Raw genomic sequence first — 25,139 nt, 5'->3', positions numbered from 1 at the left:
GCCCGCTCCCACAGGGATTTGTGGTGTGCACAAATGCTTTGATCAACCCCGGACACTGTGGGAGCGGGCTTGCCCGCGATAGCAATTATGCGAGCGTCGCCGAAGTCAGGCAGAGGCCGGCAATGGCTGGAAGCTGAAGTACTGACGCAACGCCTCGACCAGTTGCGCATATTCCGGGGGCGGACGCTGCAGGCTGAACCCGGCGTCGTAATGCAGGGGCGTCGCGTCTTCGTGGCACCACAGGCAGCACGCCGTGAGATCGATGACCTGCTGGCAGCCGTCGCTGAATGGCAGTTTGAGACGCAGACTGAAATCGACGCCGATCATCATCGGCAACTGGCTGATGAGCATCAGCCCGTCCTCGGACACGTTGCCCAGAAAACCGATGGGTTTGTCGGTGACGCTGTTGTACACCCGCAGGAAGTACGGCAACTGGTGCCGTTCAATTCGACGATCGGTAAACATGCGCAGTACGCCATGCAAGGCTCCATCACAGAGCCGCACCTTTGCTTCGGAACGTGCCTGCCCTGCAGACGCGCTCTCCCCGCTTCCGGTGTGACGGTCGCCAATACGCCATCACCTCAACCTCTACCAGTCGCAGGTGTTGCCCCGGCCCAAAATCAGGCTCTGAACCGGATCACTGGACTATAGCTCAGCTTGTACAGTCGGCCAGCGTTTGTATGACAACCAGCATCAGAAACGTTGCGGACTTGGTACTGCCGCTGCACTGCGAGTCGGGTAATGTCCCAGGCTCTGCAGGGTTTCCAGGCGGGCGCGCGCACGGAAGGCGTATTCGCTGTGGGGGTACGAGGCGATGATGAACTGATAGGTCTGCGCCGCGTCGATGTACATTTTTTGCCGTTCCAGGCACTGGCCGCGCATCATCGACACTTCCGGCCACACATACGGCCGGGCCCGGCTGGCTCGTTCAACCTTGGACAGTTCGAGCATCACCTGCTCGCAATTGCCCCGGTCGTAGGCGCTGTAGGCGTTGTTCAAATGATGGTTCATCGACCAACGGGTGCAGCCCGTGACGGCGAGGACGCTGAGGGCAAGGGCGGCAATGGGCAACAATCGCATGGGGAGGTTCTCCTGTCTTGAGGTCTGTATCGACCTTGCGCGAAAAATCTTCAATGCCGCCCTCGACAGCGTGGTATCAGTGCGGGGCGTCCTCGGGAGAGTTGGCATCGCCCTTCGGTGCAGATGGGGTTGACTCCAGATGGATGGTCACTACCGGTGACCTTGGCGAAACCGTGCCGTCCGGGCTTCTTTCAACGACATAAAAACCGAATTTGCTCAGATCCAGGAACGTATTCCATCTCCCGTTGCTACTGATCAATTGGCCAAACAGCGGATTCAATGAATCCCTGGTGCTGTAGGCGATCGAGAAATTTCCGGGTGTTCCTGTTCCCTCCACTCGAAAACGGACACCTGGCTTGTCGCCATCTTTTGGGCTTTCAATCACTGGCGGTTCCAGCGCCTGGTGTGTTTCTTTTTCAGCTGTCATGTCGTTAGCCTCGCAGCCCCGCCACCATTGGCGGGATTCAATCTGTATAGCGATCGAAAAACCGCGTGCCACCTGTAAGAAATACCAGTACCGACCAGCGGTAGCGGTTGCCGGTCACAGTCGTTGAAAAAAACCACGTTCAATAAAGAAAACAATAAGTAGTGCAAACGAACAATGACTACACCCCAAGAGCATAGTAGCCTCTGCTAGCGCTTGAACTCAGGAGTCTTTGCATGTCCGTCCGTCGTACCAAAATCGTCGCTACCCTTGGCCCGGCCAGTAACTCGCCGGAAGTTCTCGAACAGCTGATTCTGGCTGGTCTGGACGTCGCCCGTCTGAACTTCTCCCACGGCACCCCCGACGAGCACAAGGCTCGCGCGAAGCTGGTGCGTGACCTGGCGGCCAAGCACGGCCGTTTCGTCGCCCTGCTGGGTGACCTGCAAGGCCCGAAAATCCGTATCGCCAAATTCGCCAACAAGCGCATCGAGCTGAAGATCGGTGACAAGTTCACCTTCTCCACCAGCCATCCGCTGACCGAAGGCAACCAGCAAGTGGTCGGCATCGACTACCCGGATCTGGTGAAAGACTGCGGCGTGGGCGACGAGCTGCTGCTCGACGACGGCCGCGTGGTGATGCGCGTCGAAACCGCTACCGCTACCGAACTGCACTGCGTCGTGACCATCGGCGGCCCGCTGTCCGACCACAAAGGCATCAACCGTCGCGGTGGCGGCCTGACTGCTCCGGCCCTGACTGAAAAAGACAAGGCCGACATCAAGCTCGCCGCCGAAATGGAAGTCGACTACCTCGCGGTGTCCTTCCCGCGTGACGCGGCTGACATGAACTACGCCCGTCAACTGCGCGACGAAGCCGGCGGCACTGCCTGGCTGGTGGCGAAGATCGAACGCGCCGAAGCCGTGGCCGACGACGAAACCCTCGACGGTTTGATCAAGGCGTCTGACGCAGTGATGGTTGCCCGTGGCGACCTCGGTGTGGAAATCGGCGACGCCGAGCTGGTGGGCATTCAGAAGAAGATCATTCTGCACGCACGCCGCCACAACAAGGCGGTGATCGTTGCGACCCAGATGATGGAGTCGATGATCCAGAACCCGATGCCGACCCGCGCCGAAGTGTCCGACGTGGCCAACGCCGTGCTCGACTACACCGACGCCGTGATGCTCTCGGCCGAATCCGCTGCCGGTCTGTACCCGCTGGAAGCCGTGCAGGCGATGGCGCGCATCTGCGTCGGCGCTGAAAAGCACCCGACCAGCAAGACGTCCAGCCACCGTATCGGCAAGGAATTCGAGCGTTGCGACGAAAGCATCGCCCTGGCGACCATGTACACCGCCAACCACTTCCCGGGCGTGAAAGCGATCATCGCCCTGACCGAAAGCGGTTACACCCCGCTGATCATGTCGCGCATCCGCTCCTCGGTGCCGATCTACGCGTTCACCCCGCACCGCGAAGCCCAGGCTCGCGCAGCGATGTTCCGTGGCGTGTACACCGTGCCGTTCGACCCGGCCTCGCTGGCCCCGAACGAAGTCAGCCAGAAAGCGATCGACGAGCTGGTCAAGCGCGGCGTTGTGGAAAAAGGCGACTGGGTCATCCTGACCAAGGGCGACAGCTACCACACCACCGGTGGCACCAACGGCATGAAGATCCTGCACGTTGGCGACCCGCAGGTCTGAGTGATTCGCTGAAAACCAAAAGCCCCGGCATGCGAATGCCGGGGCTTTTTTATTACCGTTAACACCTGTCGGGCGAATCTACAACTGTCAGACCTGACAGTTGTGCCACTGACGCTGGAAGCTTTTAATCGAAACTCGTCCGATCATTAATCTTCAGAGTTTTTACGCTTTTCTATCGTGCGATGAACTGACGACCTGCTCTTTTCTGCAATTGCACGAGGTCGAAAAAATGATTAGTCAAAAAACTTACGGCGGGATGCTCGATACCGATTTCGGCGACAAAGGAATTGTGACGATAGTCAACGGAAATCCGGACTACGGAACTGTCCATATCCAAAAACTGATGGTAACTGATTCCTGGATTTATTTCGGCGGGCGTTCCGCCAGAGGCGATTCCGTCTACATCACCATGGGCCGCCTGGATCTAAAGGGCAATCCTGATCCGAAGTATGGCGAGAACGGTTTAGTCCAATACCTTCTTCCCGGGTTTGGTGCTCTTTCCTCATTTGCTTTGCAAACTGATGGCAGGATTATTGTTCACGCCGATCATGCTTCGAGCACTTCCAACTTTTCCTATTTTTACCGATTGGAAGAAGATGGATCACTGGATAAAACGTTTGGGGAAGATGGCCTGTTTAGTCTGGAATTATTGGAGGACCACGACTCGCCTTCCATGGAACAAAGTCAACTTCTGGAAAACTCTGCCGCTGGTCAGACGGATATGGTGATCTTGAGTGATGGCAAGATCCTCACGTTTCATCGCAACGGATGGATCATACGCCTGACGCCCGAGGGAAAACCGGACAAAACATTCTCCGCTAAAGGTTATATCTATATCAAAAACCCCCATAACCCAACGAGTCTATTGCGGAGCTTGCTGGTTGACGACAAGCAAGAGAAATATGTGGTTGGAGGCTTGACGCTCGCCGCATCAAGTCACCATGCCATGCTTGCCTGCTTTCATAAGAATGGCGAGCCCGATGAATCGTTTGGCCGGATGAAAAATGGCTTCGTGGTGTTCGATGTGCGTGCATCGGAATTCAATCAACTTGTGCGACAGAACAACGGACGGATTCTCGGGGTTGGTACAGCGGGCGCATTTCCAGATATTCAAGCGTTGTTGATCAGCTCCGAGCCCAATGGTGAACCGAACATTCAATTCAATCAGGGTCAACCATTGCTGACGTCCCTGGACAAGGAAACACAATGGGAGGCCAGCGCCTTTCAAGAGAACGGCCGATCGGTCGTTGTGGGGTCGGCAGGCACTTTCAAACCCATGACTCACCAGCTTGTCGTAGCCCGCTTTAACAGCAACGGGACACCAGATACCAGCTTTGGCAATGGACAGGGTTATGTCAAACAGACGCTGCCATCCTTTGGAAAAGGAAGGTATATGGCGAGAGTTGCCCTGCAACCCGATGATGAAAAAATTCTCGTGAGCGCCATCCCGCTCGTCCCGAAAGACGAGGAACCTGGAAATCCGGTGATCTTGCGGTACTTGCCTAACTGAAGTGCATTCCTCGCTGATAGCAGTTTAGGCAAACGTCCTATTGCACGGGAGTTAATGTCTTGCCTCATCAAAGCCCCGGTATGTGAGTGCCGGGGCTTTTTGCATTCTGAGCCAAAAGATGTGATGCCCGTCCTGCCCTCATCGCTGGCAAGCCAGCTCCCACAAGACTCGGCGGCGATCACGGATTTTGCATCCACCACAAAAACTGTGAGAGCTGGCTTGCCAGCGATGAGGCCGTCCAGATCAGCGAAGATCTCAGTGCCGCTTGATAAACCCGGTCAACGCCGCTAATGCCTCCGGTGAGCGCAACCGCTGGGTGAACAGTGCGCCCTCCTCCTCGATCACCTTACGGATCAATTCGCGATCCGGCGCTCGCATCAATTGCTTGCTGATACGCACCGCTTCGGCCGGTAGCTCGTCGAAACGCAACGCCATCTCCCGCGCCTTGTTCAGTGCCGCTTCGCCGCTGCCCAACGCCTCGCTGGCAATGCCCCACTGCGCCGCCTGTTCACCGCTGAATCCTTCGCCGAGCAGCAACAACTCCGCCGCTTTGGCTTGGCCAAGCAAACGCGGCAGGATCAGGCTGGAGCCGAACTCCGGACACAAACCGAGATTGACGAACGGCATGCGCAAGCGAGCATCGCGGGCGACGTAAACCAGATCGCAGTGCAGCAGCAACGTGGTGCCGATGCCCACCGCTGCGCCGGCCACAGCGGCGATCACCGGTTTGCGGCATTCGAGCAGGTTGAGCATGAAGTGGAACACCGGGCTGTCGAGGTCGCTCGGCGGTTGCTGGATGAAGTCGGCGATGTCGTTGCCGGCGGTGAAACACTCGGCGCTGCCGGTGATCAGCACGGCGTTGATGTCAGGATCGTTGTCGGCCTGCTTCAGGGCTTCGGCGAGGCGACTGTACATCGCGCGGGTCAGGGCGTTTTTCTTGTCCGGGCGATTGAGTCGCAGGGTGAGCAAACCGCGTTCGCGTTCGAGCAGGATGGCTTCGGTCATCAGCGTTACTCAACATTAAAAAGGCTGACAGAGTTCTTTTGTGGTGAGGCTGGATTGCTGTGGTGAGCCAGAACTACTGTGGTGAGGGGATTTATCCCCGATTGAGTGCGCAGCACTCACAAAATCCTGGGGCCGCTACGCAGCCCATCGGGGATAAATCCCCTCACCACAGGAGTTCACCTTCACACGAGATTCAGCGCTCAACCGCGGGACAAAAACACATCGGCCAGCAGTTGATTGCGCGGCAGTCCGGCCAGGTACAGACGCTTGGCAAACGCATCGACGCTGGCAGTCGAGCCGCAGACTAAGGCCAGGGTTTGCCGGGAAACAAGGCGCAGTTGCGCCAAAGCGGCGGCTGAGTCGGCCGCCGTCCACAGCTCGACGCTGAGGTTTTCGCGCTGCGCAGCAAGCGCCGCCAGGGGTTTGGCCAGATAGTGCTCGCGCTCGTCATGGGCCAGGTGAATGACGCGGATGGCGCCCTGATGATCCTGGCGCAAGGCTTCGCGCAGCACGCCGAACAATGGCCCCAGCCCGGTACCGGCCGCCAGCAGCCACAGCGGGCGCGAGTGCCAGTCCGGGTCGTAATGCAACGCGCCGCCGCGCAGTTCGCCGAGGCGGATCGGGTCGCCGATCTGCAGGCGCCGCGCCGCATCGCTGAATTCGCCGGGCTGGCGGCAGTCGAGGTGGAACTCGAGAAAGCGGTCTTCTTGCGGCAGGCTCGCCAGCGAATAGGGTCTGGCGATGTGGTTGATCCACAGCACCAGATGTTGCCCGGCGCTGTAGCGCAGCGGTCGCTGCGGGGTCAGGCGCAAACGCAGGACGTTATCGCTGAGCCAGTCCAGCGCCTCGACCACCGCCGGGCGCCCGTCGGTGACGGGGTCGAAGGTGTGTACCTGCAAATCTTCCGTAACCTGACACTGACAAGCCAGCCGCCAGCCTTGCTGGCGCTGTTCGGCGCTCAAGGCATCCGGGCGACTGTCGGCGGGCGAACCCTGAACACACTGCACCAGACAGGCATGGCAACTGCCGGCGCGGCAGCTGTAAGGCACCGCGACGCCGTGCTGATTCAGCGCGTCGAGCAAATTGCTGCCCGCCGCCACCGACCATTGCCGATCACCGACGCGAAGTTCAGGCATCCACATTCTCCCATGCCGCTGCACAGCGATTGCGCCCGTCGCGCTTGGCTCGGTACAGCGCCTGATCAGCGCGCTGCAAGGCGTCGTCCAGATCATCACCCAGTTCCAGCAGGGTCATGCCTGCCGACAGACTCAGGCTGCGCACATTCAGGCCCACCAGTTCGACGTCAGTGAAAGCAATGCGCAGGCGTTCACAACAGGCGGTCAGGCGTTCGGCATCGCAGTCGGGCAGCAACACCACGAATTCCTCGCCACCGTAACGCGCCAGCACGTCGCCGTCACGCAGGCAGGCACCCGCCACGCCGGCGAATGCCTGCAAAACCTGATCGCCGGCGGCATGGCCGTGCAGATCGTTGATGCGTTTGAAGTGGTCGAGGTCGATCAGCGCCAGACCATGCACCACGCCTGGTTCCATCTCCGCCAGTTCCCGTGAGGCCAGGCGCAGAAAATGCCGGCGATTGAACAGTCCGGTCAGCTCATCGGTGGCCACCAGATCTTCGAGCTGGCGCATCATCCCGCGCAGGGTGTCCTGATGCGCCTGCAAGGCAAACCGGCGCTGGCGCATGCGTTGCCGTGAAACCTGGACGAAGCGTGCATAAATCACCAGCCACGCCAGCACCATCGCCAGAATGCACACTTGCAACGCCGCCAGTGCCGGATCCGGCAGACGGAAGTGGTAGCCATCCCAGAGGGTGATCGCACAGAAACTGAAGAACACCAGCAGCGCGCAACGAATGAACGCGCGCCGGGTTAAATGAAACAGGCCGAACAGCAGGATCAGTACGTAGAACACCAGAAACGCGCCACGTGCTTCGTCCAGATGAGCGATCAGCCAGGTCTGCCAGCCGAGCCCGAGCAGCACTTGCGCTTCGGTCAGGCTGGGGTCGGCAAAGCGCTGGTTGCGCCCGGACCAGAACAGCGTAAACAACGTGGCCTGGCAGATCACCACCAGCGCGCTGCCGATGGCCACGCTGTTCAATGATTGCGGGTAATGCCCGGTGAAAAACGCCAGCCACAGCAGCAGCAAAGCCAATCCATAGGTGGCTGCGGCGAGGGCAAAGCGCTTGAGCAAAAGACGTTGAATGGCGTTATGGGTCAATCGTTGACTCACCGTGCGATAGGAGGCTGACCGAGTGTCCTACTCTACAGACCGGATGCCACTTTAGAGGGGCGGTCGATAAATGACCACCGATTTTCGGGCTCGAAAATTGACGTCAAAAGTGTGGCCTCAAAAGCCCCTCACCCTAGCCCTCTCCCCGAGGGAGAGGGAACTGACCGCATTGTTTATTTGAGATACGCCGACCTGATACATCATGCCGAACTCAGGTTTTGAATTCGCCACAAATCGGCTCCCTTCCCCCCTCGCCCCCTTGGGGGAGAGGGCTGGGGTGAGGGGGTGGGTATTGAAGTGCAAACCCGATGTTCGATATTCGCCCAACCATGCGACCAACGAATGACTGCCGACGCGTGTATGCCCCGAAGAGGCGCGGTATACTGCCGCGCCTTTTTAGCGTCGCGCCAGCAGCCCCGGCGTGCCTTGAAAGGTGCTTGCGACCGACCGATGCACCCAAGCCGCAGGCACCTTATTGAATGTTCCCGTCTTTTAGAGGAGCGCGACTCATGACCGTGATCAAGCAAGACGACCTGATTCAGAGCGTTGCCGACGCCCTGCAGTTCATTTCCTATTACCACCCCGTGGATTTCATCCAGGCGATGCACGAAGCCTACCTGCGCGAAGAATCGCCAGCGGCCCGTGACTCGATCGCGCAGATCCTGATCAACTCGCGCATGTGCGCCACCGGCCACCGGCCGATCTGCCAGGACACCGGTATCGTCACCGTGTTCGTGCGGGTGGGCATGGACGTACGTTGGGATGGCGCGACCATGAGCCTGGACGACATGATCAACGAAGGCGTGCGCCGCGCCTACAACCTGCCGGAAAACGTCCTGCGTGCCTCGATCCTCGCCGACCCGGCAGGCGCTCGCAAAAACACCAAGGACAACACCCCGGCAGTCATCCACTACTCCATCGTCCCGGGCAACACCGTGGAAGTGGACGTGGCGGCCAAGGGCGGCGGTTCCGAGAACAAGTCGAAAATGGCCATGCTCAACCCGTCCGACTCGATCGTTGACTGGGTGCTCAAGACCGTTCCGACCATGGGTGCCGGCTGGTGCCCACCGGGCATGCTGGGCATCGGCATCGGCGGCACCGCCGAGAAAGCCGCAGTGATGGCCAAGGAAGTGTTGATGGAATCCATCGACATCCATGAGCTGAAAGCCCGTGGCCCGCAGAACCGTATCGAAGAGATCCGTCTGGAGCTGTTCGAGAAGGTCAACCAACTGGGCATCGGCGCCCAGGGCCTCGGTGGCCTGACCACCGTGCTTGACGTGAAGATCATGGATTACCCGACTCACGCCGCTTCGTTGCCGGTGTGCATGATCCCGAACTGCGCCGCCACGCGTCACGCGCACTTCGTGCTCGACGGTTCTGGCCCGGCATCGCTGGAAGCGCCATCGCTGGATGCCTACCCGGAAATCGTCTGGGAAGCCGGCCCGTCGGCCCGTCGCGTCAACCTCGACACCCTGACCCCGGAAGAAGTGCAGAGCTGGAAGCCGGGCGAAACCGTCCTGCTCAACGGCAAGATGCTCACCGGTCGCGACGCGGCGCACAAGCGCATGGTCGAGATGCTGAACAAGGGTGAAACCCTGCCGGTGGATCTGAAAGGTCGCTTTATCTACTACGTCGGCCCGGTTGATCCGGTCGGTGACGAAGTGGTTGGCCCGGCTGGCCCGACCACCGCGACGCGGATGGACAAGTTCACCCGTCAGATCCTTGAGCAGACCGGCCTGCTGGGCATGATCGGCAAGTCCGAACGTGGCCCGACCGCGATCGAAGCGATCAAGGACAACAAGGCCGTGTACCTGATGGCCGTGGGCGGCGCCGCTTATCTGGTGGCCCAGGCCATCAAGAAGTCCAAGGTGCTGGCCTTCGCCGAGCTGGGCATGGAAGCGATCTACGAGTTCGAGGTCAAGGACATGCCGGTCACCGTCGCGGTGGACAGCAACGGTGAGTCGGTACACATCACCGGCCCGGCGATCTGGCAACAGAAGATCGCCGAAAGCCTGGCGGTAGAAGTGCAGTAAGCGTTTCGCAGCTGTAAAAAGGCCGGCCCGTCATATGACGGGCCGGCTTTTTTTGTGCCCGCCTGTCCGTGCGGGGCACCCTGCACATTAATGGCTCTTTGGCACCTGTCAGATCTGACAGGTTACGAGATCTCCACTTGTTGGTAGCGTCTGTCCACGCACGTGCTTCGCGTGTGAAATGGATCCGACCATGGCTGATCAAGAGCTGAGCATCATCACCCCGTCCATCGCCAGCAGCGCCTCGATCACCACGATCGGCAAAAGCTGGGGGGCGGTTGGCGCCACTGGCGCGGCTTCATTTGAACTGCCACTGCCCCTGTCCGCCGGACGTGGCTGGGATCCGCAACTGTCGCTGACCTACAGCAGTCAGGCCGGCAACGGGCCGTTTGGCGTCGGCTGGAACCTGGGTATTGGACAGATCAGCCGTCGTACCCAAAAAGGCGTGCCGCGGTATAGCGATCTCGATGAAATCATCGGTGATGACGGTGAAGTGTGGCATCCCGAACTGAACAGTGATGGCACACCGAAGTCGCGTCCCGAAGACAGTTACAACGCAATTTCCGTCGGCGCTCATCACGTGGTGCGCTTCTGGCCCCGGGTAGAGAGCGACTTTACCCTGCGCGAACGCTGGCAGCCCGTCACTGCAGACGGTAAACCTGAGGGGCCGCCCTTCTGGCTGATCCACGGCGCAGACGGCTCCTTGCAGGTATACGGCAAGACCAGCGCCTCGCGCCGCGCCGATCCGGACGATCCACTGCGCGTCGGCAGCTGGCTGCTGTGCGAAAGCATGAACCCGCAGGGCGAGCACATCTGCTTCGACTATCTGGCCGATGATCAGGACCCCGACCCGACTCACGACTACCGCGCCCAGCGCTACTTGCGCGCGATTTTCTATGGCAACGTCACAGCCAGCCAGCATTTGTATAGCTGGACCGTGGAGGATCCGGCCGAACTGGATTGGCATTTCCATCTGCTGTTCGATTACGGCGAGCGCACCCGTTCACTGACAGAGGCCCCGGTGTACGGTGGCGACAGCCTGGCAGTCTGGGATAAACGCCGGGATCCGTTTTCCACCTTCGGTCAGGGTTTCGAACTGGGCACGCGGCGGCTGTGCCGGCAAATCCTGATGTTCCATAACTTCTCGCGGCCTGCCGGTGAGGATCCGCTGCTGGTGCGGCGGCTGCTGCTGGAATACCCGTCGCCCGCTGATCCGTGGACTTACAACCGGATCACCGCCGCCCACTATCAGGCCTTCGATGCCAGCGGTGCGCTGGAGACGACGCCGCCGGTGGAGTTTGATTACTCACCCTTCGAGATCAATAAAACCCCGTCACGGATGTTCGCCGAAGACACCATGCCGGGCCTTGAGGATGGACAGTTTTACCAGTGCGTCGATCTGTACGGCGAAGGTGTACCGGGATTTCTCTGCCGCTACGATCAGTGCTGGTATTACCGCGAACCGCTGCGCGCAACGTCGGGGTCAGACGCCATCACCTACGCTTCCTGGACCGAGCTTGAGCAGATCCCGGTGGCCAGGCACGACGCCGCCCAGCAGTTCTTGCTCGACCTGACCGGTAACGGGCGGCTGGACTGGATCGCGGCCTTACCGGGCAGCAGCGGGTATCGCACGTTGAATGCTGACCGCAGCTGGGCGCCGTTCATCGCGTTTACCGGCATGCCGCTGGAGTTTTTTCACACCCTTTCGCAGCTCGGCGACCTGGGAGGCAACGGCCTCAACTCGCTGGCAATGATCGGTCCGCGCGCGGTGCGCTTGTATGCCAACCAACGGGAACAGGGTTTTTCCGGCGCCGAAGACGTGCCTCGCAAAGACGATGAGGACAGTTTGCCGCTGTTCGGCAACGCCCCCACAGAACTCGTATTTCTGGGCAACATGCTCGGCAGTGACATGAGCGAGCTGTGCCGGATCCGGTACAACGAAATCAAATGCTGGCCCAATCTGGGGCATGGCAAATTCGGCGAAGGCCGGGTCATCAGTGCCCTGCCCTTCCGGTATGACCAATTCAACGCAGAGCACATCCGGATCGCCGATATCGACGGCTCCGGCGCGCCGGCCTTGCTGTGCCTGAAACCTTCAGGCTTCGAGATCTACCTCAATCGTGGGGGCAATGGCCTGGAACAGACGCCTGTCTTCGTGCCGTGGCCGGAAGGCGTGAGCTACGACCGCCTGTGCCAGGTCAGTTTCGCCGACCTGCAAGGCCTGGGTTGTGCCAGCCTGATCCTGACGGTACCGCACATGAACCCCGAGCACTGGCGCTACGACTTTGTCGCGGCCAAGCCTTACTTGCTGACCGCTACCAACAACAATATGGGCTGCGCCACGCAGGTGGTCTATCGCAGCTCTGCACAGGAATGGCTGGATGAAAAACAGCAATGGCTTACCGATCATCCCGACGAAACGCCGGTGTGCCATCTACCGTTCGCGCTTCAAGTCGTCGCCCGGCAACGCCAGCTGGATGAAATAACCGGCAATTGCCTGACGCAATCATGCTTCTATCGCGAAGGCGTCTACGACAGCATCGAGCGTGAGTTTCGGGGTTTCGGTTACCGGGAACAGACCGACAGCGAAAGTGCCACGGGCGATGACGAGCTCGGCTTTACAGCACCGGTGCGCGTCTGTACCTGGTACCTGACCGGGCAGGCGATGGATCGGCCAAGACATGGCTACTTCGACGGTGACAGTGGTGCCGTTGACTTGCGACCAACCGTATTCAGCCGCTATCACGACAGTGATGAATGCGATGAACCGGTCACGCCAGACGACGAAGACGTACGCTATAAAATCGCTCGCGCGCTGGTCGGCGCCGTCGCCCGCATCGAAACCTGGACCGCCACTGACGAGCCAGCCAATGCACGGCTCTACGCTGTAGAAGAATTTCGTTACCTGGTGCGTGATGTCCGGCCCGCCAACTTGCGAGAGCCGGCGAGCGTGCTGCTGGTACAGACCCTGGAAAAAATCAGCTATCAGTACGATGGTTTCATTGACGACCCGTTATGCCGCCATGAAGTCTTGCTCGCCAGCAGCGAATACGGCCACGCCACTCACAGCCTGACCATCAGTTACGCGCGACGGCGCCTGCCCGGCGATCCTCCGCCGTTCAGCGACCCCGACGAACAACAGTGGTGGCGGGACGCGCATGACATGGCGCAGCGGTTTTTTTATCTCAACGAAACGCGCGCGCGCTCGATTGATCTGGACGAGAAGCTCTGTGAATGGCGACTGGGCCTGCCTTGGCAGCAACGCAGCAATGCCCTGGTACTGCCCAAAGGTGATCTGCCATCGGGCCTCAACCCGCAACAGCTGACATGGGAATTACTTAACGAGCATGTAAGCTCGCCCGAGTGGAATGCCCTGCGGGTGCTGACCGGGCAAACCATGCAGCGCTATATCAACAAAGAGGACGGCAGTCTGCTGCCCGACGGCTCGGCGCAATTCGAAGCACTGAAAGGGCCGCTGGAAATGGCAAGCTTCGACAAGACGGCCCTCGCCGCCTACGACATTCTGCCGCCACCGTTCGATATCCTGCAGGAGCTGGCGAAAATCGGTTACACACTGATGCCGCTACTGTTCGATGACACGGCGGTAAACGCGGACGCAGAAAGCCTCTGGTCCGCGCATTACACCTACGCGAAGTACGCCGATGCCAAGAATTTCTTCCGGGTACTTGAATACCGCGAAACCCTGAGCCACGGCTGGACCAAGGCGCGGTACGACGAGTATTGGCTGCTGGTCATCAGCGTAGAACTGCCGGATGGCTGCATCACCCGCTGCGAATACGATTACCACGCCCGGCAACCGGTGCGCATCATCGATGCCAACGAGAATATTCAGGAAGCGCTTTACGAGCCGTCCGGCCAACCCTTGGCGACCAGTTTTCACGGCACCGAAAACGCTGTCGCCGCCGGTTTCCGCCCGCTCAGCGAATACGTGCGCCCGGTAGATCCAAGTCCGGACGCTGCCATTGCCGACCCGCAAGCGGCCGTGCAAAAAGCCGCCAGCACCTTGCGCAAGGATTTGTTCAGCTGGATGGGACAGTTGCCTGCGGCGGTCGATGCAACGCCGCAGCTGCTTGAGCAATGGCTGGCCAGCGGTGATGTGTTGCCGAGCCTGCACATTCGCGCCAGCGCGCGACGGCGGCTGGCGCAATTGACGTCGCCGACTCCCGCCGAACAGGCCCTGCGCGAACTCATCAGCACGGTTGCACGCAAACCGGTGCACAGCGTGGCGCTGAGTGCCGACCGTTACCCGAATGATCCGATTGCGGCATTGGTGCAGATCATCATCAGCTACGTGGACGGCTTTGGCCGCGCGTTGCAAACCCTGCAACGGGTCGAGCCAGGAATCGCCTGTGCGGTCGCTGCCGATGGGTCGCTGATCGTCGATCGCGGGCAGCTGCGCGAGGAACACGCCGATCCGCGCTGGCGGGTCAGCGCGCGGGTCGAGTACAACAACAAAGGGCTCGCGGTACGGCAGTTCCGGCCGTTTTTTGCCGACACCCATGGCTACGTCAATGATCAATCCCTGCGGCGGTACGGCTACTTCGATCAACTGTTCTATGACCCGCTCGGGCGTCTGGTCAAGCTGATCAACGCCAAGGGCTATTTTTCCCGCGAGACCTATCATCCGTGGTATCAGGCCAGCGAAGACTTCAACGACACCGATGAATCCGCTGAGCCGGAATCGACATCACCATGGACGCTGCACTGATGAGCGCCAACCTGCATCGGCGTACACCGTCGCTCGTCGTGATCGACAGTCGCGGCTTGCCACTGCGTCAGATTGCCTATCTGCGCGTATTGGCCGAAGACCCTGCCGAAGCCTTGTTGACTCGCCAACAGCACGACATTGCCGGGCGTCTGGTGGCGCAGTTCGATCCACGCTTGAGCGGCCCGAGTACCACCCATGTTTACGATCTCAACGGCCAGCCACTCAAGGTCAGCAGCGTCGATGCCGGCTGGCGCCTGAGCCTGCCCGGGCTGGCCGGACAAGCCTTGCAGCGCTGGGACGCGGGCGGCGTGCACTGGAGCAGCCGCTACGATGAGTTGCTGCGCCTGCTGGCGATCAGCAACAGCGTCGACCCGCTCAGCGACACCTTCACCTATGCCGATGCCAGTGCCCCGGCCGATCACAACCAGCGCGGCCGATTACTGGAACAGTTCGACCCGTCCGGCAGCCTGCACCTGGACAGCTACAGCCTGGCCGGACAGCCACTGCGCGAAAGCCGCACCTTTGCCGACGCCCGGGTGTTTGTCAGCCAGCGCATTTTCAACCCGTTGGGCGCGATGCTGGAGCAGACCGACGCTGGCGGCCACCGCCAGCAATCGCGCTACGACGTCGCCGGTCAGCTCAAGCAGTTGCAACTGCTGCTGGCCGGCGACCACGACTGGCAGGACGTGTTGCTCGACTCGCACTTCAACGCCGTCGGACAAATCATCGAACAACAGACCGGCAATGGCATTGCCAGCTACTGGGACTACGAACCAACCACTGGGCGCCTGCAGCGGCAATGGGCGCAAAAGGGGGCGCAGCCGCCCCTGCAGGACATGAGCTATGAGTACGATCCGGTCGGCAACCCGACACGCATCCTCGACCACGTGTTCACGCCCAGCCACTTCGCCAACCAGCGGGTCGACGGCGAACGTGCGTTCCGTTACGACTCGCTGTATCGGCTGACCAGCGCCAGCGGTTACGACGACGCGGCCCCCAGCGACCTCCCCGGCCGACCGCAACCGAGCGACCCCAACGACCGGCGCAATTACCTGCAGACCTACCGCTACGATAACGGCGGCAACCTGACGCAACTGTGCCATGTGCGCGACGGTGCCTGTCAGACCCGTCAGATGTGTATCGACCCTGCAAGCAATCGCGGTGTGCGCTGGAAAGAAGGTGATCCCGCACCGGATTTCGATCAGCTATTCGACCGCCACGGCAATCTGATGGCCCTGCAACCGGGACAGGCACTGCGCTGGGACGCCCGCGATCAACTGGCCTCGGTGACTCTGGTTCAACGCGAAAACGGCCTGGATGACGCCGAGTTCTATCACTACAGCCAAGGCGCGCGCGTCTACAAACGCCATGACACCTACAGCGGTTCCAACCGGCATTTCCACGAAGTGCGCTATCTGCCCGGACTGGAGATCCGCAGCAAGGACAACGGTGAGGAGCTGCACGTCATCAGCCTCGCCGCCGGCGCAGGCCATGTCAGTTGCCTGCATTGGCTGAGCGGCAAACCGCCGGGCATTGCCGACAACCAGCTGCGTTACACCCTCGATGATCACCTGGGCTCATGCGTGATGGAACTGGACCAGCAGGCACGCCTGATCAGTCACGAAGGCTATTACTCGTTCGGCGCGACCGCGTGGATGAGCGCCGACTCGGCTGTCGAGGTTGACTACAAGACACTGCGTTATTCAGGCAAGGAAATGGATGTCAGCGGTTTGTATTACTACGGTGCGCGGTATTACGCGCCATGGTTGCAACGCTGGGTCAGTGCGGATCCGGCGGGAGATGTGGACGGGCTGAACCGGTATGCGTACGTCGGCAACAATCCGCTGCGCTATGTGGATCCTGACGGAAACAACAGAGCGGAAAGTGTGATCATGCTGTATTCAGCATTTCTTTCGAGCGTCCAGGGCCACTCCACGCAGGTTGTGGGGCAAATTCACAACATTCTCCATGAGGAAGGTGTGGCAATGAATCTGGCACTGAACATGGTAGGCGAAGTCGTGAGAGGGGTCGTCGGCTATGAGGGCGGTGCCGCAGGCGGCGATCTGCTTGACCTGGTCATTCCCAATATGCCTGACACCACACCCTACACCACGACCGGAGGGGTGATCGGCGGCAATATTGGCGGCGATTCCGCCACGGCCATGATAGATCCGATAGCCAACAGCGCCGGCATCGGAATGGGTCCACTGATTCCGCAGACCTCGCGGATCTCGGTCAACGCGATTGATCATGGGCTGGGCATCAGAGATGCCGTCAAGGAAATCAGCTCCTGGCGAGACGTGAAGGATGAGCTGATTCATCCGGGCCTTGATGCGGTACTCAACCCCTCCTTCATGATGGGCCGGCTCATGGCTTCGTGGATATCGATCATTCCCGCAGCACTGAATATGTTTGCCCGGGCAATAGAGGCAGAAGACATCAAAAACCGCCTTGATCCGGTAAAGATCCAGAAAATAGACAAAATGCTCGAGGACTGGAAATCGGCGGTAGAACAACGTGCCGGCTGGGCTGAAAATGCATTCGATGCACTGGGCACGGACATTGTGTACCCGGCCGACTCGCTGCCAAATATCAACCATATGACATCGGCAGAGACCCTGGCCCCCATCTCTCGCTCAGACTTGCGCCGGTTGACCAATTTTACTCTTTCCAACATCAAGCGCTCTCAAGACATGATGACGTCGTACAAAGAGATGGGGACTACCGACAATCAGTTCTTGCTGGCGCAGCGCCGAACCCGGAAAAAGGCAGCCTGAATGATCCGCTTCACGGAAGTGCGGGCATGAATCCTTCAGTGCATTGGCGTACTCCTGCTCTGTCGGCTCACGATCCCAGAGGGCTGCCGGTCAGAAACGTGGCTTATTTGCGGGCGGTGGTGGGCGCCGAAGTCGAATGCCAGATCAACCGTCAACGCCACGACTCCAACGGCCGCCTGATCGAACAATGGGACCCGCGCCTCCCCGTGCCCTGCCTGACCACGGCTTACCGTCTGGACGGCGACCCACTGAAAATCGACAGCGTCGATTCCGGCTGGCGCGTAAACCTGCCCGGTCTGGCCGGTGAGGTGTTGCAACGCCACGACCAGCGCGGCAAGCAATGGCGCAATCGCTACGATCCGATGATGCGGTTGATCGCCGTCGATGAAAATGCGCAAGTCGATGTCGAGCGCTACACCTATGCCGACCACAATGCCGACCCCGGGCATAACCTGCGCGGTGAACTGAGCGAAAGCGCCGACCCGGGCGCCACAGTGGTGGTCGACGGCTACAGCCTGCAGGGCAAGGCAGTGAGTGAAACCCGTACGCTGTCTGGCGAGACGGCGGCTTTCATCACTCGTACGGATTTCGACGCGCACGGCAATGTGGTGCAAGTCACCGACGCCGGTGGTCACCGGCAACGCTCGAGCTACGATGTCGCCGGCCAGTTACATCAGGTATCGCTGTGGATAGCCGGGGCTGACGCGGCACAACCGGTGGTCGACGCTGCCACGTACAACGCCTCCGGCCAACTGCTCGAACAACGGGCCGGCAATGGTGTGCGCAGCCGCCGCGTGTACGATCCCGCTGACGGTCGCCTGCTGAATCAGCTGGCCTGCAAGGATCAGGAAAAACCGCTGCAGGACTTGCACTACACCTACGACCCGGTCGGCAATGTCCTGCGTATCGAGGATCGCACCCTGGCCACGGTGTATTTCGCCAATCAGCGCGTCGATGGTGATCGTCATTTTGTCTACGACTCGCTGTATCGGCTGAGCGAAAGTCGCGGCTTCGAAGGCCAGATCCCGCAACAGTCGCCAGGTTTGCCGCAACCGATTGAGCCCATCGACCCGGGGCGGCGTTTCAACTACAGCGAGCAATATCACTACGACGCGGGAAATAACCTCGTTGAGCTGGTGCATGTGCGCAAGGGCCACAACTTCACGCAACAGATGAAAATCGCCCCTGACAGCAATCGGGGGCTGCGCTGCCAACCCGCTGACCCCGAACCGGTGTTCGGCGACTACTTTGACCGCCACGGCAACCAGCTGAAACTGCAGCACGGCGGCCTGTCTCTGGCGTGGGACAGTTACGATCAACTGGCCCGCGTCACCCTGCTGCAACACAGCAACGGCCTGCCCGACGACGATGAAATCTATCGCTACAGCCAGGGTCAGCGCGTTTACAAATGCACGCTGAGGCATACGCCGTCGATCACCGATCGCCGCGAGGTACGTTACCTGCCAGGGCTGCAAATCCACAGCCGCAGCGATGGCCAGCAACTGCATGTCATCGTGCTGCCGGGCGCGCGTTGCCTGCATTGGCTCAGCGGTCAACCGGCGGATATCGAGGCCGATCAACTGCGCTTCAGCCTCGACGATCACCTCGGATCCTGCTCGCTGGAACTGGACCGCCACGCTGGCGTGATCAGCCTGGAGCATTATTACGCCTTCGGCGGCACGGCCTGGTGGGCAGCCCGTTCAGCCGTGGAAGCGGATTACAAAACGATCCGTTACTCGGGCAAGGAAATGGATGCCAGCGGTTTGTACTACTACGGCGCGCGGTATTACGCGCCATGGCTGCAACGCTGGATCAGTGCTGATCCGGCCCGGGACGTGGACGGACTGAACCTGTACGCTTTTGTCGGCAACAACCCGGCGATCCATGTCGACCGGACGGGCACCTACAAGGTTATTTTCGATCTGGCCAAACGAGCGGTCGGCCTGCTCGACAAAGCCGAAACAGCGGCCGATCAATTACACAACCTGAGTCGCGAGTTCGACGATTTGATCCCCGAAGGCGCAGACATCGAAGACCTGCGCAAAACCATGACGTTCGGCAAATTTCTCAAGTCCCGGCAGGGCATCAAATCGGCTCTTTACGGTGCGGGGAAAGGGCTCGCCATCGGTGGACTTATAGGCACGGCGCTACCAGGAGTTGGCAATGCCATCGGCAGTGGTGTGGGGACGCTGGCGGGCATGGTCGTTTTCCCGTTGCTGCGCTATTACTTTTTCAAGAAAGGCTTGAAACTCGCGCAAACGCTGCGCACCCAGGAACTCAAGAATGGCCTGCAAACCCTCGGTGATACCGTCACCCGCGTGGTTGATAGCACCACTGATCTGCTAAATGGCGGCACGGAGGTGGTGGAAAGCATCAAAAACATGACCAATATCCTCAACGCATATCACAAGCGGACACTGGCGCTGTTCCACAACCAGTTGGAGACCCTTGCCCTTGACAAACAACGCGAGGTCATCAAACTCATAAGAAGCGGACTCGACCCGTTCGACGCCATCAGCAAGGTGCTGGAGACGGCACAAGCGGTCATGGATGACGCCCCCGACATCGGCGCAGACGTGAACAATCGCCTGCAACAACTGCAGAGCAAAGTCACTGAGAATTCAAGGCTTAAACCCATCCCCAAGCCCCGGACGAAATACATTCAGCGGGTGTCTGCCGGCGAAACGTACGTGTGACGTCAAAGGCCGTCCGAACAGTGCGCCGAGCCACTTCGGCGCATGCTATCGTGCCCGCCCGTCCCCTTATCCATTAGCCCAGCATGCTGCCGACTTCCCGTACCCTGCGTTTGTCGTTGTACACCCTGCTGATCATTGCCGGCGCGGCCATCGCTGCGACCCTTGCCATCCGCCACGCCGAACGTCAGGCGCTGGAGGAAGACGCCACCCGCGCCAGCCAGCAATTGGCGCTGTATGCCAACTCGCTGCACACCCTGATCGACCGCTATCGCGCCCTGCCCGCCGTGCTGGCGCTGGACCCGCAATTGCGCAGCGCGCTGGCCGGGCCGGTGGGTGCTGAACAACAGAACGCGCTGAATCTGAAGCTGGAGCAGATCAACGGCGCGGCGCAGTCCTCGACCCTTGAACTGCTCGATCACACTGGCCTCGCGGTGGCCGCCAGCAACTGGCGCCTGCCGAGCAGTTACGTCGGCCACAACTACGGTTTTCGTCCGTACTTCAGCCAGACCCGCACTCAGGGCAGCGGGCGCTTTTATGCGGTGGGGGTGACCAGCGGCATCCCCGGCTATTTTCTGTCCAGCGCGGTGCTCGGCGACAATGCCGAGTTCCTTGGCGCGATGGTGGTCAAGCTGGAGTTCCCCGAGCTTGAGCGCGAATGGAGCCAGGGCAGCGACACGCTGCTGGTCAGCGATGCACGCGGGATCATCTTCATCGCCAACCAGCCCGGCTGGCGCTATCGCTCGTTGCGGCCGCTGGACAGCCGCGACATGGACGAGATCAAGCGCACGCGCCAGTACGACAAACAATCGCTGATCCCGCTGACGCATTTGTCCCTGCGTCACTTCGACGACAACAGCGACCTGCGCCGGGTCGAAGGCCCGGACGGAACGGCGGACTACTTGTGGGAATCGCTGCCGCTGGCCACCGAAGGCTGGACCCTGCACCTGTTGCGCCGCCCGCAAGTGGCTTTCGAAGACTTACGCAACGCCGGGCTGGCCGCCGCAGGTGTATGGCTGGCGCTGGTGTTTTTGCTGCTGTTCCTCAATCAGCGCTGGCGCCTGTCGAAAGTCCGTCAGCGCAACCGCGAAGAACTCGAACAACTGGTCGAAGAACGCACCCGCGATCTGCGCACCGCGCAGGACGGTCTGGTGCAATCGGCCAAGCTCGCGGCGCTGGGGCAGATGTCCGCCGCACTGGCCCACGAAATCAATCAACCGCTGACCGCGCAACGCATGCAATTGGCGACGCTGCGCCTGCTGCTCGAACATGGCCGCGTCGATGATGCGTACAAGGCGCTCAAACCGGTGGACGACATGCTCACGCGCATGGCATCGCTCACCGGCCATCTGAAAACCTTCGCCCGCAAGAGCCCCAGCGGCCTGCGCGAACGGCTGGATCTGGCGACCGTGGTCGATCAGTCGCTGCAACTGCTCGATGCGCGCCTACGCGACGAACAGGTCAGTCTGGTGCTGCACCTGACGCGTCCGGCGTGGGTGCGTGGTGATGCAATACGCCTCGAACAGGTGCTGATCAATCTGCTGCGCAATGCCCTCGATGCAATGCAGGGCAAACCGTGCAAGCGCCTGGAAATTCGCCTGGAGGTGGACGAACAACTGTGGCGCCTGAGCGTGATCGACAATGGCGGCGGGATTGCCGAACAGCACCTGAATCAGGTGTTCGACCCGTTCTTCACCACCAAACCGGTGGGTGACGGACTCGGCCTCGGGCTGGCGGTATCCTTTGCCATCGTGCATGAATCCGGCGGGCGTCTGAGCGTAGAAAATGGCGAGGCCGGCGCTGTGTTCAGCCTGACCCTGCCGATCGATCTGGAGGCACACATCTGATGCTCAACTCGGTGATGGTGGTCGATGACGAGAGCAGCATTCGCAGCGCCGTCGAGCAATGGCTGAGCCTGTCGGGGTTCGCGGTGCAGCTGTTCAGCCGCGCCGAAGATTGCCTCGCCGCGCTGCCGGCGCACTTTCCCGGGGTGATCCTCAGCGATGTGCGCATGCCCGGGCTCAGTGGTCTGCAGTTGCTCGCCGAAGTGCAGAAACGTGATGCCGATCTGCCGGTGATTCTACTGACCGGTCACGGCGATGTGCCGATGGCGGTCGAAGCCATGCGTGACGGCGCCTACGACTTCCTCGAAAAACCGTTCAGCCCGGAAACCCTGCTCGGCAGCCTGCGCCGGGCGCTCGACAAGCGGCGGCTGGTCCTGGAAAACCGCGCCCTGCACGAGCAGGCCGACCACCGCGCCAGACTCGATGCGACGCTGCTCGGCGTGTCCCGTGGCATGCAGACTTTGCGTCGACAGGTGCTGGATCTGGCGGCGCTACCGGTCAACGTGTTGATCCGCGGTGAAACCGGCAGCGGCAAGGAACTGATCGCCCGCTGCCTGCATGATTTCGGCCCGCGCGCCGCCAAGCCTTTCGTGGCGCTGAACTGTGCGGCGATCCCCGAGCAGTTGTTCGAAGCCGAGCTGTTCGGTCATGAAAGTGGCGCGTTCACCGGCGCTTCCGGCAAGCGCATCGGCAAACTGGAATATGCCGATGGCGGCACGTTGTTCCTCGATGAAATCGAAAGCATGCCACTGGCGCAGCAAGTGAAATTGCTGCGGGTGTTACAGGAGCAGAAGCTGGAGCGCCTGGGCTCGAACCAGAGCATTCGCGTGGATCTGCGGATCGTCGCCGCGACCAAGCCTGATCTACTGGATGAGGCCCGGGCCGGACGTTTTCGCGAAGACCTGGCGTATCGCCTGAACGTCGCCGAGCTGCGCCTTCCGCCGCTGCGCGATCGCCGCGAAGACATTCCGCTGCTGTTCGAGTCGTTCGCCTTCAGCGCTGCCCAGCGTCTGGGCCGCACGTTCCCGCCGTTGAGCGGGGCGCAATTGAGTCACCTGCTCAGCCACGACTGGCCGGGCAACGTGCGGGAACTGGCGAATGTCGCCGAGCGCCAGGTGCTGGGCCTGGATGAGCCGGTGCAGGGCATCGATCCGGGCCAGTCTCTCGCCGCGCAGCAGGAAGCCTTTGAAGCGCAATGCCTGCGCGCGGCGCTGACCCGGCACAAGGGCGATGTGAAAGCGGTGCTGGAAGAGTTGCAACTGCCGCGCCGGACCTTCAATGAAAAGCTGCAGCGGCATGGGTTGAGCCGGGAGATGTTTGTTCCGGGCAGCTGAGTTTTGCAGTGTTTGATCAGGCATCTTCGCGAGCAAGCCCGCTCCCACAGGGTTTTGTGCTGAACACAGAATGTGTGAACACCACCGACCACTGTGGGAGCGGGCTTGCCCGCGAAGAGGCCCGCAAAGGCAACATTTATCCATCAGCCTGAATGAGCAATTTTCCGCTCACCACAATCCAGCCATAAGCGGATTTCCGCTCATTCAATCTTTCCGCCCCCTCTAAACCGGCCCTCCTCCCGTTGGCACAGCTCCTGCTATAGCCCAGACAGGCTGCGTTCCAACGCGCTCCACAAAAACAATTAAACGAAGGATCCTTCAATGGATAACTCCAACGCCCTGCCCCTTGGGTCGGCTGCCGCGCCCGCCAAAGAAAGAACCACCGCCAGCCGGATCAAATCGATCTTCAGCGGCTCGGTCGGCAACATGGTCGAGTGGTACGACTGGTACGTCTACGCCGCTTTCTCGCTGTACTTCGCCAAGACCTTCTTCCCCGCCGGTTCCACCACCGCGCAACTGATGAACACCGCCGCGATCTTCGCCGTGGGCTTCCTGATGCGTCCGATCGGTGGCTGGCTGATGGGCCTGTACGCCGACAAGGTCGGTCGCAAGAAAGCCTTGATGGCCTCGGTCTACCTGATGTGTTTCGGCTCCTTGCTGATCGCTCTCAGCCCCAACTACGAAACCATCGGCATCGGCGCGCCGATCCTGCTGGTCTTCGCGCGCTTGCTGCAAGGCCTGTCAGTCGGCGGCGAGTACGGCACCTCGGCCACCTACCTGTCGGAGATGGCGACCAGGGAGCGTCGCGGCTTCTTCTCCAGCTTCCAGTATGTGACCCTGATCTCTGGCCAACTCATCGCGCTGGGCGTGCTGATCGTGCTGCAGAACATGCTGACCACCGAACAGCTGTACGCGTGGGGCTGGCGTATTCCGTTCGCCATCGGCGCACTGTGCGCGATCGTCGCGCTGTACCTGCGTCGCGGCATGGAAGAGACCGAGTCGTTCACCAAGAAAGAGAAGTCCAAGGAAAGCGCGATGCGCACCTTGATGCGCCACCCGAAAGAACTGCTGACCGTGGTCGGCCTGACCATGGGCGGCACGCTGGCGTTCTACACCTACACCACCTACATGCAGAAATACCTGGTGAATACCGTCGGCATGAGCATCTCCGACTCGACTACCATTTCTGCCGCCACGCTGTTCCTGTTCATGTGCCTGCAACCGATCATCGGTGGCCTGTCGGACAAGATCGGTCGGCGTCCGATCCTGATCGCCTTCGGCGTACTCGGGACGATCTTCACCGTGCCGATCCTGATGACCCTGCACACCATCCAGACCTGGTGGGGCGCGTTCTTCCTGATCATGGCGGCACTGATCATCGTCAGCGGCTACACCTCGATCAACGCCGTGGTGAAAGCCGAACTGTTCCCGACCGAAATCCGCGCGCTGGGCGTCGGCCTGCCGTACGCACTGACCGTGTCGATCTTCGGCGGCACCGCCGAATACATCGCGCTGTGGTTCAAGAGCATCGGCATGGAGACCGGTTACTACTGGTACGTGACCGCGTGCATCGCGGTGTCGCTGCTGGTGTACATCACCATGAAAGACACGCAGAAACACTCGCGGATCGTGACTGACTGAGGAATGAGTCAGTTCAACCATTGTGATGGTGGCTGTTATGGCCTCATCGCGAGCAGGCTCACTCCTACATTGATTGGTGTACGCCGCCCTTTGTAGGAGTGAGCCTGCTCGCGATTGGGGCGACTCGGTATCAGGAC

General features: G+C 60.5%; 15 protein-coding genes. 9 read left to right on the top strand and 6 right to left on the bottom strand.

Annotation, left to right across the window (positions count from 1 at the left end; genetic code table 11):
• Positions 1-105: 105 nt before the first annotated feature.
• The 3 genes from QMX91_RS15690 to QMX91_RS15680 form a co-directional block, all read right to left on the bottom strand.
• On the bottom strand, positions 106-465 hold the full coding sequence (locus QMX91_RS15690) for a PilZ domain-containing protein (protein WP_095137007.1): 360 nt from the start codon (positions 463-465) through the stop codon (positions 106-108).
• A gap of 228 nt (positions 466-693) precedes the next feature.
• Complete coding sequence (locus tag QMX91_RS15685) at positions 694-1,080, bottom strand: hypothetical protein (protein WP_098965300.1); 387 nt, start codon at positions 1,078-1,080, stop codon at positions 694-696.
• A gap of 76 nt (positions 1,081-1,156) precedes the next feature.
• Complete coding sequence (locus QMX91_RS15680; protein ID WP_282413005.1) at positions 1,157-1,507, bottom strand: hypothetical protein; 351 nt, start codon at positions 1,505-1,507, stop codon at positions 1,157-1,159.
• A gap of 233 nt (positions 1,508-1,740) precedes the next feature.
• On the opposite strand from QMX91_RS15680, the gene pyk reads away from it, so the two are divergent.
• Together pyk and QMX91_RS15670 are read left to right on the top strand one after the other, a co-directional pair.
• Complete coding sequence (gene pyk / locus QMX91_RS15675) at positions 1,741-3,192, top strand: pyruvate kinase (protein WP_003227610.1); 1,452 nt, start codon at positions 1,741-1,743, stop codon at positions 3,190-3,192.
• A gap of 229 nt (positions 3,193-3,421) precedes the next feature.
• Positions 3,422-4,702, top strand: a complete 1,281-nt coding sequence (locus QMX91_RS15670) for a hypothetical protein (protein ID WP_223007779.1) — start codon at positions 3,422-3,424, stop codon at positions 4,700-4,702.
• Between the two features lie 255 nt (positions 4,703-4,957).
• Here the strand turns inward: QMX91_RS15670 and QMX91_RS15665 are convergent, their stop codons facing one another.
• The 3 genes from QMX91_RS15665 to QMX91_RS15655 form a co-directional block, all read right to left on the bottom strand.
• Positions 4,958-5,707 (bottom strand): enoyl-CoA hydratase-related protein, encoded by a 750-nt coding sequence (locus QMX91_RS15665; protein ID WP_223007778.1) that lies wholly within the window; start codon positions 5,705-5,707, stop codon positions 4,958-4,960.
• Between the two features lie 200 nt (positions 5,708-5,907).
• Complete coding sequence (locus QMX91_RS15660; RefSeq protein ID WP_282413004.1) at positions 5,908-6,843, bottom strand: iron-sulfur-binding ferredoxin reductase; 936 nt, start codon at positions 6,841-6,843, stop codon at positions 5,908-5,910.
• Positions 6,836-7,942 (bottom strand): GGDEF domain-containing protein, encoded by a 1,107-nt coding sequence (locus QMX91_RS15655; RefSeq protein WP_027612505.1) that lies wholly within the window; start codon positions 7,940-7,942, stop codon positions 6,836-6,838. The genes QMX91_RS15660 and QMX91_RS15655 overlap by 8 nt, the downstream gene beginning before the upstream one ends.
• Before the next feature lie 521 nt (positions 7,943-8,463).
• Between QMX91_RS15655 and QMX91_RS15650 the strand changes: the two genes are divergently transcribed.
• From QMX91_RS15650 to QMX91_RS15620, 7 genes are all read left to right on the top strand, one after another.
• Positions 8,464-9,987 (top strand): fumarate hydratase, encoded by a 1,524-nt coding sequence (locus tag QMX91_RS15650; protein WP_027612504.1) that lies wholly within the window; start codon positions 8,464-8,466, stop codon positions 9,985-9,987.
• Between the two features lie 190 nt (positions 9,988-10,177).
• On the top strand, positions 10,178-14,713 hold the full coding sequence (locus QMX91_RS15645) for a SpvB/TcaC N-terminal domain-containing protein (protein ID WP_282413003.1): 4,536 nt from the start codon (positions 10,178-10,180) through the stop codon (positions 14,711-14,713).
• A complete protein-coding gene (locus tag QMX91_RS15640) occupies positions 14,698-17,490 on the top strand; it encodes an RHS repeat-associated core domain-containing protein (protein ID WP_282413002.1) in 2,793 nt (930 codons plus the stop codon). The genes QMX91_RS15645 and QMX91_RS15640 overlap by 16 nt, the downstream gene beginning before the upstream one ends.
• A 26-nt stretch (positions 17,491-17,516) precedes the next feature.
• Positions 17,517-20,186 carry an RHS repeat-associated core domain-containing protein gene (locus QMX91_RS15635; RefSeq protein WP_282413001.1) on the top strand — a complete coding sequence of 890 codons (2,670 nt, stop codon included), beginning with the start codon at positions 17,517-17,519 and terminating at the stop codon, positions 20,184-20,186.
• Positions 20,187-20,269: 83 nt separating this feature from the next.
• Positions 20,270-22,030, top strand: a complete 1,761-nt coding sequence (locus QMX91_RS15630) for an ATP-binding protein (protein WP_223007773.1) — start codon at positions 20,270-20,272, stop codon at positions 22,028-22,030.
• Complete coding sequence (locus QMX91_RS15625; RefSeq protein WP_135296446.1) at positions 22,030-23,361, top strand: sigma-54 dependent transcriptional regulator; 1,332 nt, start codon at positions 22,030-22,032, stop codon at positions 23,359-23,361. The genes QMX91_RS15630 and QMX91_RS15625 overlap by 1 nt, the downstream gene beginning before the upstream one ends.
• 321 nt (positions 23,362-23,682) lie before the next feature.
• The gene (locus tag QMX91_RS15620) at positions 23,683-25,002 is read left to right on the top strand and encodes an MFS transporter (RefSeq protein WP_007965880.1); all 1,320 of its coding nucleotides are present in this window, start codon (positions 23,683-23,685) and stop codon (positions 25,000-25,002) included.
• The last annotated feature ends 137 nt before the right edge of the window (positions 25,003-25,139 follow it).

Origin of the sequence: Pseudomonas sp. PS01299 (assembly GCF_029960145.1) — a bacterium.
Taxonomy (GTDB): Bacteria; Pseudomonadota; Gammaproteobacteria; order Pseudomonadales; family Pseudomonadaceae; genus Aquipseudomonas; species Aquipseudomonas putida_A.
Note: the sequence above shows the minus strand (reverse complement) of the source record. Positions and strands in the feature narration are given on the sequence as shown.

Coding starts and splice junctions, on each gene's coding strand:
- QMX91_RS15690 (WP_095137007.1), bottom strand. CDS start 465: ATGTTTACCGATCGTCGAATTGAACGGCACCAGTTGCCGTACTTCCTG.
- QMX91_RS15685 (WP_098965300.1), bottom strand. CDS start 1,080: ATGCGATTGTTGCCCATTGCCGCCCTTGCCCTCAGCGTCCTCGCCGTC.
- QMX91_RS15680 (WP_282413005.1), bottom strand. CDS start 1,507: ATGACAGCTGAAAAAGAAACACACCAGGCGCTGGAACCGCCAGTGATT.
- pyk (WP_003227610.1), top strand. CDS start 1,741: ATGTCCGTCCGTCGTACCAAAATCGTCGCTACCCTTGGCCCGGCCAGT.
- QMX91_RS15670 (WP_223007779.1), top strand. CDS start 3,422: ATGATTAGTCAAAAAACTTACGGCGGGATGCTCGATACCGATTTCGGC.
- QMX91_RS15665 (WP_223007778.1), bottom strand. CDS start 5,707: ATGACCGAAGCCATCCTGCTCGAACGCGAACGCGGTTTGCTCACCCTG.
- QMX91_RS15660 (WP_282413004.1), bottom strand. CDS start 6,843: ATGCCTGAACTTCGCGTCGGTGATCGGCAATGGTCGGTGGCGGCGGGC.
- QMX91_RS15650 (WP_027612504.1), top strand. CDS start 8,464: ATGACCGTGATCAAGCAAGACGACCTGATTCAGAGCGTTGCCGACGCC.
- QMX91_RS15645 (WP_282413003.1), top strand. CDS start 10,178: ATGGCTGATCAAGAGCTGAGCATCATCACCCCGTCCATCGCCAGCAGC.
- QMX91_RS15640 (WP_282413002.1), top strand. CDS start 14,698: ATGGACGCTGCACTGATGAGCGCCAACCTGCATCGGCGTACACCGTCG.
- QMX91_RS15635 (WP_282413001.1), top strand. CDS start 17,517: ATGAATCCTTCAGTGCATTGGCGTACTCCTGCTCTGTCGGCTCACGAT.
- QMX91_RS15630 (WP_223007773.1), top strand. CDS start 20,270: ATGCTGCCGACTTCCCGTACCCTGCGTTTGTCGTTGTACACCCTGCTG.
- QMX91_RS15625 (WP_135296446.1), top strand. CDS start 22,030: ATGCTCAACTCGGTGATGGTGGTCGATGACGAGAGCAGCATTCGCAGC.
- QMX91_RS15620 (WP_007965880.1), top strand. CDS start 23,683: ATGGATAACTCCAACGCCCTGCCCCTTGGGTCGGCTGCCGCGCCCGCC.